At 51.8% G+C, this 14794-nt stretch carries 13 protein-coding genes and 1 other RNA gene; 6 read left to right on the plus strand and 8 right to left on the minus strand.

Annotated features, from left to right (window positions below):
* The first annotated feature begins 10 nt into the window (after positions 1-10).
* Positions 11-214: an HHA domain-containing protein gene (locus tag ACJY2G_RS11595; protein WP_013576617.1), complete on the plus strand. Its 204-nt coding sequence runs from the start codon at positions 11-13 to the stop codon at positions 212-214.
* Positions 215-296: 82 nt separating this feature from the next.
* On the opposite strand, the gene ACJY2G_RS11600 is transcribed toward ACJY2G_RS11595, so the two are convergent.
* Positions 297-1247 (minus strand): LysR family transcriptional regulator, encoded by a 951-nt coding sequence (locus tag ACJY2G_RS11600; protein ID WP_430319103.1) that lies wholly within the window; start codon positions 1245-1247, stop codon positions 297-299.
* A gap of 137 nt (positions 1248-1384) precedes the next feature.
* Between ACJY2G_RS11600 and ACJY2G_RS11605 the strand changes: the two genes are divergently transcribed.
* A complete protein-coding gene (locus ACJY2G_RS11605) occupies positions 1385-3166 on the plus strand; it encodes an adenine deaminase (protein ID WP_439291762.1) in 1782 nt (593 codons plus the stop codon).
* A gap of 80 nt (positions 3167-3246) precedes the next feature.
* A complete protein-coding gene (locus ACJY2G_RS11610) occupies positions 3247-4596 on the plus strand; it encodes an NCS2 family permease (RefSeq protein ID WP_430318903.1) in 1350 nt (449 codons plus the stop codon).
* Positions 4597-4732: 136 nt separating this feature from the next.
* Here ACJY2G_RS11610 and ffs read toward each other — a convergent pair.
* Positions 4733-4829: signal recognition particle sRNA small type (gene ffs, locus ACJY2G_RS11615), an RNA gene on the minus strand.
* 191 nt (positions 4830-5020) lie between these two features.
* Between ffs and ACJY2G_RS11620 the strand changes: the two genes are divergently transcribed.
* Positions 5021-5329: an MGMT family protein gene (locus ACJY2G_RS11620; RefSeq protein WP_112287521.1), complete on the plus strand. Its 309-nt coding sequence runs from the start codon at positions 5021-5023 to the stop codon at positions 5327-5329.
* A gap of 85 nt (positions 5330-5414) precedes the next feature.
* Here the strand turns inward: ACJY2G_RS11620 and ACJY2G_RS11625 are convergent, their stop codons facing one another.
* Positions 5415-5996, minus strand: coding sequence for a YbaY family lipoprotein (locus tag ACJY2G_RS11625; RefSeq protein ID WP_112287520.1), 582 nt, complete (start codon positions 5994-5996; stop codon positions 5415-5417).
* Positions 5997-6275: 279 nt separating this feature from the next.
* Here ACJY2G_RS11625 and tesB point away from each other — a divergent pair, with 279 nt between their 5' ends.
* Positions 6276-7142 carry an acyl-CoA thioesterase II gene (gene tesB / locus ACJY2G_RS11630; protein WP_113876136.1) on the plus strand — a complete coding sequence of 289 codons (867 nt, stop codon included), beginning with the start codon at positions 6276-6278 and terminating at the stop codon, positions 7140-7142.
* A gap of 151 nt (positions 7143-7293) precedes the next feature.
* Here the strand turns inward: tesB and amtB are convergent, their stop codons facing one another.
* The 5 genes from amtB to ACJY2G_RS11655 all read right to left on the minus strand — a co-directional run bounded on the left by amtB (position 7294) and on the right by ACJY2G_RS11655 (position 13501).
* Positions 7294-8583 carry an ammonium transporter AmtB gene (amtB, locus tag ACJY2G_RS11635; RefSeq protein WP_095924964.1) on the minus strand — a complete coding sequence of 430 codons (1290 nt, stop codon included), beginning with the start codon at positions 8581-8583 and terminating at the stop codon, positions 7294-7296.
* Between the two features lie 85 nt (positions 8584-8668).
* Complete coding sequence (glnK, locus tag ACJY2G_RS11640) at positions 8669-9007, minus strand: P-II family nitrogen regulator (RefSeq protein WP_009639071.1); 339 nt, start codon at positions 9005-9007, stop codon at positions 8669-8671.
* A 341-nt stretch (positions 9008-9348) separates the two neighbouring features.
* On the minus strand, positions 9349-11148 hold the full coding sequence (locus ACJY2G_RS11645) for a SmdB family multidrug efflux ABC transporter permease/ATP-binding protein (RefSeq protein WP_430318902.1): 1800 nt from the start codon (positions 11146-11148) through the stop codon (positions 9349-9351).
* 1 nt (position 11149) lies between these two features.
* On the minus strand, positions 11150-12910 hold the full coding sequence (locus ACJY2G_RS11650) for a SmdA family multidrug ABC transporter permease/ATP-binding protein (protein ID WP_120160786.1): 1761 nt from the start codon (positions 12908-12910) through the stop codon (positions 11150-11152).
* A 135-nt stretch (positions 12911-13045) separates the two neighbouring features.
* Positions 13046-13501: an Lrp/AsnC family transcriptional regulator gene (locus ACJY2G_RS11655; protein WP_120160788.1), complete on the minus strand. Its 456-nt coding sequence runs from the start codon at positions 13499-13501 to the stop codon at positions 13046-13048.
* Positions 13502-13620: 119 nt separating this feature from the next.
* Here ACJY2G_RS11655 and ACJY2G_RS11660 point away from each other — a divergent pair, with 119 nt between their 5' ends.
* Entirely contained in the window at positions 13621-14664 is a 1044-nt protein-coding gene (locus tag ACJY2G_RS11660; protein WP_430318900.1) for a PLP-dependent cysteine synthase family protein, read from the plus strand.
* Positions 14665-14794 lie beyond the last annotated feature (130 nt).

Consider the following 14794-nt stretch of genomic DNA (forward strand, 5'->3'; position numbering starts at 1 on the left):
AAAGGCTAAGATGAACAAAATCGACTATTTGATGCGTTTAAGAAAATGCACCACTATTGATACACTTGAACGTGTCATTGAAAAGAATAAGTATGAACTGTCCGACGACGAGCTGGAATTGTTTTACTCAGCAGCTGATCATCGTTTAGCGGAGCTAACGATGAACAAGCTGTACGATAAAATCCCGGTATCAGTCTGGAAATTTGTACGCTGACAGACAGAGTCAGGTCGAAATACCTTTCGACCTGACGCTCATAATTCATACAAAATAACTTAAGCAATTTTTAACTATTTCTTCAGATATTTCTTTCTGCTTTCTCTTTGATCTGCCGGTGAAATGTTTGTAAAAGAAACTGGAAACATTGTTCTGTTTTAGGCGAGCGCAGAGGCGCAGGCTTACGCATCATCGCAACTGTACGACTTAATGTGGGTTGCTGCAGATGAATCACTGTTAATTCATCATCATTAAGTGTTGCAGTATATAACTCTGGTAATATCGCCAGAGCCAGACGTGAACGAACTAAACCATATAACGTCTCCTGAAAATCCACTCGATAACCCACCCGCAAATTCAGCCTGTGACTTTCAATCAATGAACTCACCAGCCTGCTAACATTTCCTTTTGAAAACAAAGCAATATCCCTTTTAGCCAGTTGTCTCCAGGGAATATTATGACCTTCTGATAAGGGATCATCGCGCCGGATCACCGCCACAAAAGGGTCTTCCAGCAGCGGATATATCGCGACAGAATCCGGCACCGTGCTGTCGGTCGCACCAATACCAAAATCCACAGATCCGTTCTCCAGTTCCAGTAATAATGCATCGTTTGTCAGGTCATGAAATTCCACACGCATATCAGGGAAATATTCCGATAATAACTGCGGAACGACTGGGAATAACAACGTACTGACTGAAGGCACTAATCCGATACGTAAAGTTCCATCACCCCCCTGCCGCATAATTTGTTGCATATCATCGAAGGCACTATGCGCTGTATTCAGTAGCCTTTCTGCATAAGGAAAAACAGCTTCGCCCTGTTCGGTCAGGCTGACTCCCTGAGCGGTGCGGTTTAATAATTTTCCCCCCAGCACTGATTCAATTTGCCGCAGTGCGCTGCTTAAAGCTGGCTGACTGATCGCCAGACGGTTCGCCGTGTCGGTGAAACTGCGTAACTGCGCCAGCGTTACAAAGTATTGAATTTGCTTAAGGGAGAGCGCAGGCAACCGGCGCCAGGGTTCAGACATGATGGTCAGGGATCCCGCTAAAAATAGAAAACGTTTGCTCAGCATAACCGCATCTTATAAACGGATAAAATAATTCATCTGTGCAAAGCCATTCCCTCTCCCTACATTAGCCCCATCACTTTGTAAATCCGGATACTGACATGACTGAAAACATTGCTCCGTTACCCCTGCGCCAGCGCGCGGTTCAGGCTGCGTTAGGGAAAATCCCTTTTGATCGTCTGCTTATCAACGCAAACGTTATCGATATGGTGACGGGGGAAATTCGCGAAGCCGATGTTGGGATCATTGGCAATATGATTGCCAGCGTCCATCCGCGTGGAAAATTCTCTCAGGCAGAAAATGTCGATGACTTAACCGGTCGCTATCTTTCGCCGGGACTTATCGACACCCATGTGCATATCGAAAGCTCTCACCTTTCGCCGGAAAAATACGCCGGGATTGTCGTTGCTCAGGGGACGACCACCGTGTTCTGGGATCCGCACGAACTGGCAAATGTGCTGGGTGTCGCCGGTGTGCAATATGCCGTTGAGTCGAGCCGTAATTTACCTCTGCGCGTGATTTGCGCAGCCCCTTCCAGCGTACCTTCCACTCCAGGTTTAGAAATGTCCGGCGCTGACTTTCACGGTCAGGAAATGCAAACCATGCTGAGCTGGCCGGAAGTCGCCGGGGTTGCAGAAGTCATGGATATGCACGGCGTGATTAATGGCAGCGGGCGGATGCTGGAAATTCTCGAGGCCGGTTTAAACAGCGGCAAACTGATCGAAGGCCATGCCCGCGGGCTGAAAGATGAACAGTTGCAAGCCTATCTGGCGGCTGGCGTCACCTCTGATCACGAACTGACTTCTGCGCAAGATGCACTGGAAAAACTGCGCGCTGGTCTGACGCTGCAAATCCGCGGCTCCCATCCTTATCTTCTGCCGGAGATCGCTGCTGCGTTGCTGGCGCTGCCACATCTTTCCTCACAGATTACGCTGTGTACTGATGATGTTCCGCCCGATCATCTGCTGGAAAAAGGCGGGCTGATTTCGTTAGTCAAATTGCTAATTTCACACGGGTTACGTGCCGAAGATGTATTGCGCATGGCGACTTTCAACGCCGCTATACGCATGCAACGTTCAGATTTAGGGCTGATTGCACCAGGCCGTACGGCAGATATCATCGCGTTTGATTCACTGGAAAATCTGCATCCGCACGCCGTATACGTGGCCGGAAATTGTGTGGCAAAAGAGAGCAAACTTCTCTTCACGCCAGCGGCGGCCAGTGGTGTGACACCTCCTCTTGACACAATGCGGCTCAGCGCACTTACTGCTGACGACTTCCGCATGAAAATTGCGGGGCTGACAAACGGCAAAGCCCGTCTGCGTAATATCAAAGGCGCACGTTTTACACAGTGGAGCGAAGTGACCGTTGACGTCAAAGACGGCGTGGTACAACTCCCGGAAGGCTTCAGCCTGATTTGGGTACAGCACCGCCACGGGCGGCACGACGCCACCCCCAAAATGGCATTACTGGAGGGCTGGGGAGAACTGCGCGGAGCGATTGCCACTTCCTACTCGCACGATTCCCATAATCTGGTGGTACTGGGACGTTCCCCCGCAGATATGGTTGTGGCGGCGAATCAGCTCATCTCCAGCGGCGGCGGAATGGCACTCAGCCAAAACGGCACATTGCTGGCTAAAGTGGATATGCCCATTGCCGGAATGCTCTCTGAATTGCCAGCGGAACAACTGGCTGAACAATTCAAAAATTTGCGTGAACTCAGCGCACAGATAGCCGACTGGGAACCCCCTTACCGCGTTTTCAAAGCCATCGAAGGCACATGTCTGGCGTGTAATGCCGGGCCGCATCTGACTGACTTAGGTCTCACTGACGGCGGACTGCGTGAAATCGTCGACCCGGTTCTGGAAATCTGGCCGGAATAAATCTGCCCTCCGGCGCCACGCCGGAACAGAAATGATAGCAAACACAACATTATAAAAATTATCGTCAGGGGAATTTAAGCATGTCTGAAAGTTCTGTTAAAAACGTAGCAACCTCAACGCAGGAAAGCTGGTTGCAGCGACGCTTTCATTTACATCAGCGCCAGACCCGGGTGAAAACCGAATGTCTGGCAGGGATCACCGGATTCCTCGCCGCTGCTTATTTGCTGGTGGTGATCCCCGGTTTGCTGGCAGTGAGCGGGATGGACAAAGGCGCGGCGACAACCGGCGTGATCCTGGTATTTGTGCTGGGCTCATTACTGATGGCGTTCTACGCTAATCTGCCGTTTATGGTCGGCCCCGGCATCGGCGGTTCCGTGCTGGTCGGCGTCACGCTGGCCGGTGACGGCATCAGCTGGCCCATCGCATTAGGGATAGCCTGCTGGTCGGGTATTTTATTCTTCGTGATGACTGTTTTTGGTCTGCGGGAAGTCGTCACACGTTCTGTGCCGCAGTCCATCAAACTCGGTCTGACGGCATCAATTGGTATTTTCGTTGCCCTGCTCGGTTTTCGTAACGCCGGACTGGTGATGGCTAATGCAAAGACACATGCACTGGCGTTAGGCGATTTCACCGCGCCGGGTGCGCTGATTGCGCTGCTCGGTTTGCTGCTTGCCGTGGGATTGCAGGCGCGCAAAGTACCTGGAGCAATTCTCTGGGCTATTTTACTGGCGACCGTGGCCGGTATTCCGTTTGGTGTGACGCATCTGCCTGAACAATGGATTTCCCTGCCCCACTCAGTGGCTCCGCTGTTGGGCAAAGTCGATTTGATCGGCGCGATTAATATCGCTTTCCTGCCTTTCCTGTTCATCTTCTTTGCATCAGAATTCTTCTCAACGATGGGCACAACGCTGGCGGTAGGCGGAGAAGCCGGGTTGCTTGATGAACATGGCAATATGAAGCACATCAACCGTCCATTCATGGTGGACTCTGTTGCCGCAGCGCTCGGCCCGATTGTGGGGATCCCAGCCGCAACCGCGCTGATAGAATCGTCCGCGGCTGCAGAAGCAGGAGGTAAAACAGGCCTGACGGCGCTGTCTGCCGCAGTGATGTTCCTGCTGATGCTATTGTTCACACCGGTTGCGCTGATGATCCCGAAAGAAGCGACCGCACCTGCGCTGATCCTGATTGGCCTGAACATGTTCAGTAATCTGCGCAAGGTCGATTTGGCTAACTTCACTGATGCGCTGCCGGTGCTGATGATGGTGATGATTACCCTGATTTCCAACAGCTTCGGTACCGGAATTGCCGGTGGCCTTCTGTTTTACATCATCATTAAAGTGGTGGCAGGTAAGGTGCGCGAAGTGCCTTTGGGATTGTATATACTCGCCATCCCGCTGGTGTATTACTTTGCGACGCTGGTTCATCACTAAAAAAACCAGTAAACAATCAGCAAACCAGGGCGCGGATAACGTGCCCTTTTTTATGGGTGCAGTTTGGCTAAGAGGGAGTAATGAATCGGAAAAATAAGGGGATTGATAAAACGGGAAGGCCTGAAATTGGTGGAGGCCCTGCCAGCTACATCCCGGCACACACGACACCTGCTATGGCTGCTTCCTTCCGGACCTGACCGAGTTAACAAGTTAGCGTTGCGGGAGAACCAACAGGGCCCCCATTGACGTTGTCGGCTTCATTTCTCCTGAAAGAATCGAAGCGGTGGGCATTATCTGTGATGCCCGAGGCAAAAGCAAGTTAACCGCCGACAACCGTTGTTTTCTTAAACAATACGCCTGAATCTGGACGGACAGAAGGACATTTTTTGCGTCATACTGTTTGCCAAACACTGAGGAGGATGTCATGTCAGAGCCCGATAACTTTCGCCAGCGCGTATTCCAGATAATCGCTGCCATTCCCCCGGGTCAGGTCACGACTTATGGCAACGTCGCTCAGCTGGCTGGTTCTCCGCGGGCGGCACGTCAGGTGGGCGGTGTGCTCAAAAAGTTACCCGAAGGCAGCACACTTCCCTGGCATCGGGTGATTAATCGCCACGGTGAAATTTCCCTCCAGGGTGAGGACTTTAAACGTCAGCGTCAGGCGCTTCTGGCCGAAGGGATTATCTTTAAGAAAGGTAAAGTTGATTTAGAAAAGTATGGCTGGAAGTGGTAGTGCTGCGCACATCATTACGCAAATAAAAAAGCACCGCCGGAGCGGTGCCTGAATCATCACGAGTCACGAATAAGTGAGTAACGAATTAGTACGTTGCTGACTGTGTCGGAACTGCACTTACCGGTGCCGGTGCCGTGCCCAGACCCGAATTTGACGGGTTAGTCATTGGCGCCAGAGCATTTGGTTTAGTCGCCACAGGGACGGCTACGACCGGAACAAGTTGCAGGTCGGCACGCGTGCCCTGACCGTTATTGATGACTTCTTTGATGCTGTCAGTAACAAAGGTTACCTGACCATTAATGGTCACCGCCGCACTTAACAGAACACGCGCATTAGGCGCAATTTCCTGTGGGTTGTACGGCAGGATAAACGTAAACGGTGACTGTTTGCCCTGGGTTCTCGCGACTTTCTGCGAGATGACACGCGACGGCGCATCAGCAACCGAAGCATCAGACAAGGTCACGGTCAGAACCGCATCTGGCGGCAAGGCCACACGCTGATTAATGAACACGCTACCCGATACGTTCGGGCCGGTGATCGCCGGTGCAGTGGCCGGGCTGGCCGCGGTATTCACTGGAGGTTGCTGCGCTGGAGCCTCGTGATGCTGTGCGCATCCGGCAAGAGTCAGAGACAGCGCGGTTCCACCTACTATCTGCCAAAGTTTCATTGATCCTTCTCCCTTTTATTATTCGATTGTCGACAAGTTGTAACAAACGTAACCAACGCCGACGATGAACTTAGTGACTTAAACCAGCTTACCCAATAATCATGGCACAAAAAACCAGAGTTCGCCGCCCCGAGGATAAAACAAGACTTCTGAGGTTTCAAAAGATCCACTATGATTAACAGGTTAGACCTGTCAGCGAAGGTGTATTTCAGAACATTCCTGCCTGCGGTATCCCGAACAACTTAGGTCAATATCACCGGTAACTTTCATGAGGCCACTATGAGTCAGGCATTAAAAAATCTGCTGGATCTGTTAGATCTGGAAAAAATCGAAGAAGGACTGTTTCGTGGTCAAAGTGAAGATCTGGGCTTGCGTCAGGTCTTTGGTGGTCAGGTTGTCGGTCAGGCGCTGTACGCCGCTAAACAAACCGTGCCCGTCGATCGCGGTATTCACTCTTTTCATAGCTACTTTCTGCGTCCCGGTGACAGCAGCAAACCCATCATTTATGACGTGGAAATTCTGCGAGACGGCAACAGTTTTAGCGCACGACGCGTAAAAGCCGTTCAGCATGGCAAACCGATTTTTTATATGACCGCGTCGTTCCAGAGCCAGGAAACCGGCTTCGAACATCAGAACACCATGCCTGATGTCCCGGCACCAGAAACGCTGGTTTCAGAATCAGATATTGCCAAAAATCTGGCGCATCTGATCCCTGAAAAATTCCGCGAAAAATTCATTGGTCACAAGCCGATTGAAATGCGTCCGGTGAAATTCCATAACCCGTTGAAGGGAAGTGTAGAAGAACCTCACCGCGCGGTCTGGTTCAGGGCTAACGGAGAAATGCCGGATGATTTGCGCATCCATCAGTATCTGCTGGGTTATGCCTCGGACTTCAATTTCCTGCCGACTGCATTGCAACCGCACGGTATCGGGTTCCTTGAGCCGGGAATGCAGGTCGCGACCATCGACCATTCGATGTGGTTCCACCGCCCTTTCCGTATGGATGACTGGCTGCTATACGCCGTTGAAAGCACATCTGCTTCGGGCGCTCGTGGTTTTGTACGCGGACAATTTTATACCCGTGATGGCGTGCTGGTTGCCTCTACGGTACAGGAAGGCGTGATCCGCCAGCGGACGCCTGAATAAACATTCTCCGATCACGGTTGGCAAAAACTGTGCATTAAAAAGGGGCGATATCATTATCGCCCCTTTTGCATATCATCATTATTTTATTGTTTTGTACTGCTTAATGAGAGAGTTAGCGCACTACTTTCTCTGAAATCCTGTTACTGAGCCATTACTGGTTATAGGCGTTTTCGCCGTGGCTGTTCACATCCAGACCTTCACGTTCCTGCTCTTCAGGAACACGCAGGCCTACAATCATGTCAGCCACTTTGTAACCGATGAAGGCCACAACACCAGACCACACCAGTGTGACGCAAACGCTGAAGAACTGAACCCAAACCTGATGGCCCATGGTCACGCCTTCTGCGTAACCCACGCCGCCCAGAGAGCTGGAAGTGAATACGCCGGTCAGCAGGCAACCTACGATACCGCAGACGCCGTGAACACCGAATACGTCACAGGTATCATCAACGCGCAGCCATTTTTTCAGGGTAACGACACCCCACAGGCCAGTCACACCGCCGACCAGACCGATGATCAACGCACCGCCCACGCCGACCGTACCACACGCCGGAGTGATGGCAACCAGACCTGCGATAGCACCGGAACTTGCGCCCAGCAGAGAAGGCTTGCCGCGAACCATCCACTCAACCAGAGTCCAGGACAGGATTGCGCCAGCCGTTGCAATCACAGTATTCAGGAACGCCAGCGCGGCAATGGAACTTGCTGCACTTGCAGAGCCGGCGTTAAAGCCGAACCAGCCGACATACAGGATTGCAGCGCCAGTGAACACCATTGGCAGGTTGTGAGGTTTGAATGCTTCTTTACCGAAACCAGCACGTTTGCCCAGCAGATAAGCACCGACCAGACCCGCGATAGCGGCGTTGATATGAACAACGGTACCGCCGGCGAAGTCCAGCGCGCCATCAGCAGCCAGGAAACCGCCCGCCCACACCATGTGCGCCATTGGAATATAGGAGAAGGTCAGCCAGATCACGGTGAAAATCAGCACCGCAGAGAAACGCACACGTTCAGCGATACCACCGACGATCAGTGCCACGGTGATACAGGCGAATGAACACTGGAATGCCACATGGATCATCTGCGAGAAGGTGCCGGTAACAGAATCCAGGCCAATGCCTTTCATCATTACGTTGCCGAAACCACCGAAGAAGGCGTTCCCTTCGCTGAATGCCAGACTGTAACCGTAAAGGATCCACAGAACGCAGACCAATGCGAAGGTCACAATAACCTGAGTCAGCATGGATAAAACGTTTTTGGAACGCAGTAAACCGCCGTAGAACAACGCTACGCCAGGTACGGTCATAAACAATACCAGCGCAGTACAAATCATCATAAAGGCGTTATCAGCGCCGTTGGCGGCGGCTGGTGCTGCGGCCATGGCAAGCGAAGGCAATAATGCCACTGCGCCCAGCCCCATCATGGATAAAAGTTTTTTCATTATTAACCCACCCCTGTTTCTCAAAACTGTTTTTTCTAATCTGATTTATCTCAAACCGGTTGGCATGAGAGATAAAAACCGGAAATTACAGTGCTGCTTCGTCGGTTTCACCAGTACGAATACGGATAACACGTTGCAATTCAGCAACGAAAATTTTGCCATCACCGATCTTGCCGGTGTAGGCCGCTTTGCTGATCACGTCGATCACTTCATCGAGCTGATCGTCAGCGATAGCAATGTCGATTTTTACTTTTGGAAGGAAGTTCACGCTGTATTCCGCGCCACGGTAAAGTTCGGCATGACCTTTCTGACGGCCAAAACCTTTAACTTCCGTTACGGTCAGCCCCTGAATTCCAACAGCAGACAGCGCTTCACGCACGTCTTCCAGCTTAAAAGGTTTGATCACCACAGTAACCAGCTTCATTGTGCCACTCCTCGAATTAAGGGCTTACCGCGAGAGGATTCGCGCCCGATACGCAAGGGATAAAGCAAAGGGTGTGCCAGAGTTGAAACTGATGAAAGATTCCTGCAATTCCCGCGCAAACTGGCATTTTCAGAATAATCGTGACCGGGCGCACAGTTGTTTCGCCATTCAGCACACAGCAGCGCACGCACCATTTAAGTGCTCATCGCTGCTTTATAGTGCAAGGTGTAAACCGCAGGTATTTTGCCTGCATGAATACGGTGCGCGGGATGGGATGGCGCGAGGATAAGACGTTGAGGAGAGAATGCTGGCGTAGCGAACGCGTTACGCCAGCTGACAGTTTATGCGTTTTCTGTGGAAGGAATTCCCTGCTCAGCTGACGCCAGTTCTTGCCCGGCAAGTTGCAACTGATACATCTGATAATACCGGCCTTTTTCTGCCAGCAGCTGTAAGTGGTTGCCCTGCTCAACGGCTTGCCCGCGATGCAGTACCAAAATATTATCTGCATCCACAATCGTCGACAGCCGGTGTGCAATTACAACCAGAGTTGTTTGCTGACGAATGGCACGTAAAGCACGCTGAATTGCCTGCTCGGTTCCTGAGTCGATATTGGCCGTTGCCTCGTCAAGGATCAGAATTTCTGGTGCCTGCACCAAAACGCGCGCCATCGCCAGCAATTGCTTCTGTCCGACAGAGAGATTATTACCCTGTTCGCCCAGACGCGTATTCAACCCTTCCGGCATTCCCCGTACCAGCGGAGAAAGCTGCACAATATCCAGTGCGTGCCAGACCTGAGCTTCATCAATATCGCGACCTAAAGTCACGTTAGAGAATACCGATTCCGCCAGCACCACCGGATCCTGCTGAACCATAGCAATTCCCTTTCGCAGACTGGAATGCGAGAGATCAGCAAGGTTACGCCCGTCGACGCGGATCTCACCTTTATTCAGCGGATAATAGCCCATCAGGAGATTCGCCAGCGTACTTTTGCCACTGCCTGTGTGCCCGACCAGCGCCACAAATCCACGTGAAGGGACATGCAGGGTAATATTCTCCAGCACCCATTTGTCCGGGCGGTAGGCAAAACTGACGTCGCGAATATCAATCTCGCCGCTGGTCAGCAACTTATCGTCAGGTCCGTACTGCTGCTGAGTCCGATCCATCAAATCAAAGATACGTTCACCTGCGACTACAGCCTGCTGGAGAATGGATTGCTGCGACGTCAGCTCAATAAGAGGTTCGTTGAGACGCCCGAGGTAGTTGATGAAAGCATACAAAACCCCCACGCCAATCGAGCCTTCGGCACTGAAACCGAACAAGATTAACAAGCCGCATAAAATCAGGGATGAAAATAAGCTGAGTAATGGTCGCAGCAAAAATCCTTCCAGCCTGAGCGTCTGCATGCGGGCCATATAATGTGACTGACTGGCGCGGGACAGTCGTTCACCAAACCGTTTTTGCTGACGGAATTGCTGAATAACGTTCATGCCATTAATGACTTCGTTGAAGCCATCATTTATGTCCGCCAGATAAGCACGCACTTTACGAACGACCGGCGTACTGTAAATCTGGTACAGCCCCATCACCACAAACACAGCCGGGAAGATGCAGATAGCCACCGAGGCAAGTCGCCAGTCAAGGCTGAACATCGCCACCAGCATTGCGCCAATCAGCGCAATGCTGCGCAAAACCGTCGATACGACAGTGACATAAAGGTCACGGATCACTTCAGTATCATTGGTCACACGCGAAATCAGCTGCCCGACCGGCTGGGTATCAAAGGCACTCAAAGGCTGACGCAATGCGGCATCCATGACGTCGGTGCGCAAACGCTGCACCACGCCAACCGCAGCACGGTTAAACAGAAGTGCCTGAAAATAGTGCAGGCTTGCTGCCAGAAATTGCAGGAAGATGAAACTCAGCGCCAGTATACTGACTTTCCCCCAGGGCATTTCACCCTTCGCCACATAATGGTCGATAAAAAAGCTGATCAGAATCGGGCCGGTGACTTCCGCTGCGGCGGCAATCCACAGCATCAGCACCGCATAAGACAGAGGCTTACTGTAGGGTTTGCCATATCCCAGAAGACGTTTAAGCGTAGGCCAGAGCTTCTGGATTTTACTCACTTTTTGTTCAGCCATGTTATTCCGCCTCCTTTTCCGGCACATCATCCAGCGCAGCTTCAAGCTGCTGATAGCGGAACATATCGCGATACCAGCCCGGCTTCGCAGCCAGTTCGTCATGATCGCCACGCTGTGAAATGCTTCCGTGACTGAATACCAGAATCTCACTGGCTTCGGTCAACGCAGAAAGCCGGTGAGCGCTGATAATCACCGTTCTGTCACTGCCCCACTGACGCAGATTTTGCAGGATTTGATGTTCCGTGCGGCCATCGACGGCAGATAGCGCATCATCCAGGATCAGAATTTCAGCTTTTAACAACAGCGCTCTGGCAATCGAAATACGTTGTTTCTGGCCACCCGAAAGCATAACGCCACGTTCACCGACCTCTGTTTCATATCCCTGAGGCAAACGCAGAATGTCATCGTGAACGCTGGCAAGCCGTGCCGCTTCCTCAATGTCTTCCTGCGTGGCATCCGGCCGGCCGAGCGCAATGTTCTGCGCGACGGTGTCTGAAAACAGGAAAGGCGTCTGGCTGACTACCGCAAGCCGCGCGCGCCAGTCATCGAGCCGGATCTCTTTGAGTGACAGACCGTGGTAACGCACATCGCCTTCAGTCACATCGAACTGGCGCTGAAGCAATGCCAGCAAGGTACTTTTTCCAGAACCCGTCGGGCCACATAAACCGAGCATTTGCCCCGGTTTCAGGGAAAATGCCACGGACGTTAAGGCAGCGTGTTGGTGTTCGGGATAATGGAAATTGTTGATCTGCGCTTCAAGCACTGCGCGCCCCGCCGGTAAAGGCGTTGCGCCATCGGCCACCGCTGGCGCTTCCTGTAACAGGCTGCGGATACGGCTGTAGGCGGCACTGCCACGCTCTACGATATTGAACATCCACGCCAGCGCCAGCATCGGCCAGATCATCAGCCCCAGATACATCACAAAACTGGTCAGTTCACCGAGTGTCAAATGCCCGTTGACCACCATCCAGCTGCCGCCGCCAATGGCCAGAAGATTTGCCATGCCGATGGAGACGTAAATCGTCGGATCAAAACGTGCATCGACCCGGGCTACGCGCAGGTTTTTAGCACCGGTATCCGCGGCAACATCAGCAAATTGTGATGACTGATGATTTTCCAAACCAAAAGCTTTGATCATGCGGATGCTGGTCAGGCTTTCCTGCGCCTGATCGTTAAGAGAGGAAAATGCCGCCTGTGCGGTTTTAAAGCGGGAGTGCAACTGGTCGCCGTAACGCTTGATGATGATCGCCATCACCGGCATCGGCACCAGCGAAAGCAGCGTCAGTTCCCAGCTGATCTGGGTTGCCATGACAATCAGCACGGCAAGTCCCATAACCAGTGAATCCACCAGTGTCAAAACGCCCTCGCCTGCGGCAAACACCACGCGGTCTACGTCGTTGGTGGCACGGGCAATCAAATCGCCGGTGCGATGACGCAGATAAAAAGCCGGATGCTGACGACTGAGCTGGCGGAAGAAATCCTGGCGTAACTCGACGGCCAGCTTATAGGACGCACCGAATAACAGTACGCGCCAGACATAGCGCAGCAGGTACACGACTATCGCTGTGCCGAGCATCAGACCCAGCCATGCGAAAAGCACGTTGTAAGACATTTGTTTTGACGTTACGCCATCAATGATTATGCCCACCAGTTTTGGCGGCAGTAATTGCAGGACAGCAATAATGATCAGCAAGGCAACGGCACCCAGATACCGGCGCCATTCGCGACGGAAGTACCAGCCTAATTGTGCAAACAGTCTCACGCAGAGTTTTCCATACAAATAATAATGATTTTATTGAGTTAACAGATATCACAAATACCCGTTTGCTCTTCAGGCTGACAAGGATACCAGAGTTAACATGCGTTTCTGATGAAACTTTTTACTGCAACTTTTGCATTAAATGGGCAATGCGGTGGTCGATTTTATGCGCTCCATCGCAAAACTTGAGGTCACATCGTTCAGTCCCGGAATGCCGTTCACAAGTCGCTTGTAAAAGTTATCGTAGCTTTTCATATCGGAAACCTGCACCTGCAATAAATAATCATATTCTCCGGCCATCCGGTAGAAGCCCAGTACTTCCGGAAATGCTTCAACCTGTTGTACAAAGCGCTGATACCATTCGCTGTTGTGATGCTGAGTTTTGATCAGCACAAATGCCGTCAGACTCAGCCCCAGCTTATCGCCATCCAGCAACGCCACTTTGCCGCGAATAATCCCGTCATCTTCAAGGCGCCTGATTCTTTTCCAGCAGGGTGTGGAGGTGAGATTAACGGCATCCGCCAGTTCGTTCAGGGAAAGGGTGCAATCTTTTTGCAGCAGGGCTAAAAGCTTGAGGTCAATTTTATCTACCATAAGGCACTCCGGGAGAATATTTTTCTACAAATACGGCAAACCGTGGGTCAAAGAGTAACTTATTTCTCTGGTGATTACGTTATTCTTATCTCATCAAAACACTTTTATGAGTCTGCAACATGCGTAACTCCTGGGTCACTCACGCCATTAAAGAAATCGACGCCGATTTTCAACGTTCAGCCGACACACACTTAATTCGTCTCACACTGAATGACTTACCCGGGATTTCCATGTACCTGAAGGATGAGAGCACCCACCCTTCCGGCAGCCTGAAACATCGCCTGGCACGCTCACTGTTTTTATATGGTCTGTGCAACGGCTGGATCCGCGAAAATACGCCCATCATTGAAGCTTCCTCGGGCAGCACCGCCATTTCCGAAGCCTACTTCGCCCGATTGTTGGGTCTCCCATTTATTGCCGTGATGCCTTCCTGTACGGCTCCGCGCAAGATTCAGCAAATTGAGTTTTACGGCGGCCGCTGTCATTTCGTCGAAAATTCCAGCCAGATTTATGCGGCTTCTGAGCAACTCGCCAGAGAACTGAACGGCCATTATATGGATCAGTTCACCTACGCGGAGCGCGCGACCGACTGGCGCGGGAACAACAATATTGCCGACAGTATTTTCCGCCAGATGTCCCGCGAACCGCATCCGGTGCCGCGCTATCTGGTGATGAGTGCCGGTACCGGCGGAACCTCTGCGACGCTCGGGCGTTATATCCGTTATCAGGGGCACGACACCGAACTGGTGGTGGTGGATCCTGAAAACTCGGTATTTTACGATTATTATCAGCAAGGTGACGCCAGCGTCACCGCGCAATGCAGCAGTCGCATTGAGGGCATTGGCCGCCCGCGTGCCGAACCCTCATTTATCCCTGACGTCATCGACAACATGATGCAGGTGCCCGATGCCGCAAGCGTGGCGACCGTCCGCTGGTTAGAAAAGGTGCTGGGACGAAAAGTCGGTGGCTCTACGGGCACCAATATGTGGGGCGCTTTGCAGCTGGCAAAACAAATGCGTGAGAAAGGAGAAACAGGTTCGATCGTCACCCTGCTTTGCGACAGCGGCGAACGTTATCTGAATACCTATTTTGACGACAGCTGGGTGACGAAGAATATCGGGGATATTTCCGTTTACGCTGCACAACTGGAAGGACTTAACTAATATGTTTCCAAAATAATTCTAGTTGCAGGCAGGCGGCAAGTTTGTGAATCCCGATGAGCTTACATGAGTAAGTGATTCGGGTGAGCAAACGCAGCCAGCGCATCTGCAGCTTGAAGTATGACGGAAAAAA

The sequence above is a fragment of the Rahnella sp. ATs2 genome, from assembly GCF_051851855.1.
In the GTDB taxonomy this organism is placed as follows: Bacteria; Pseudomonadota; Gammaproteobacteria; order Enterobacterales; family Enterobacteriaceae; genus Rahnella; species Rahnella variigena.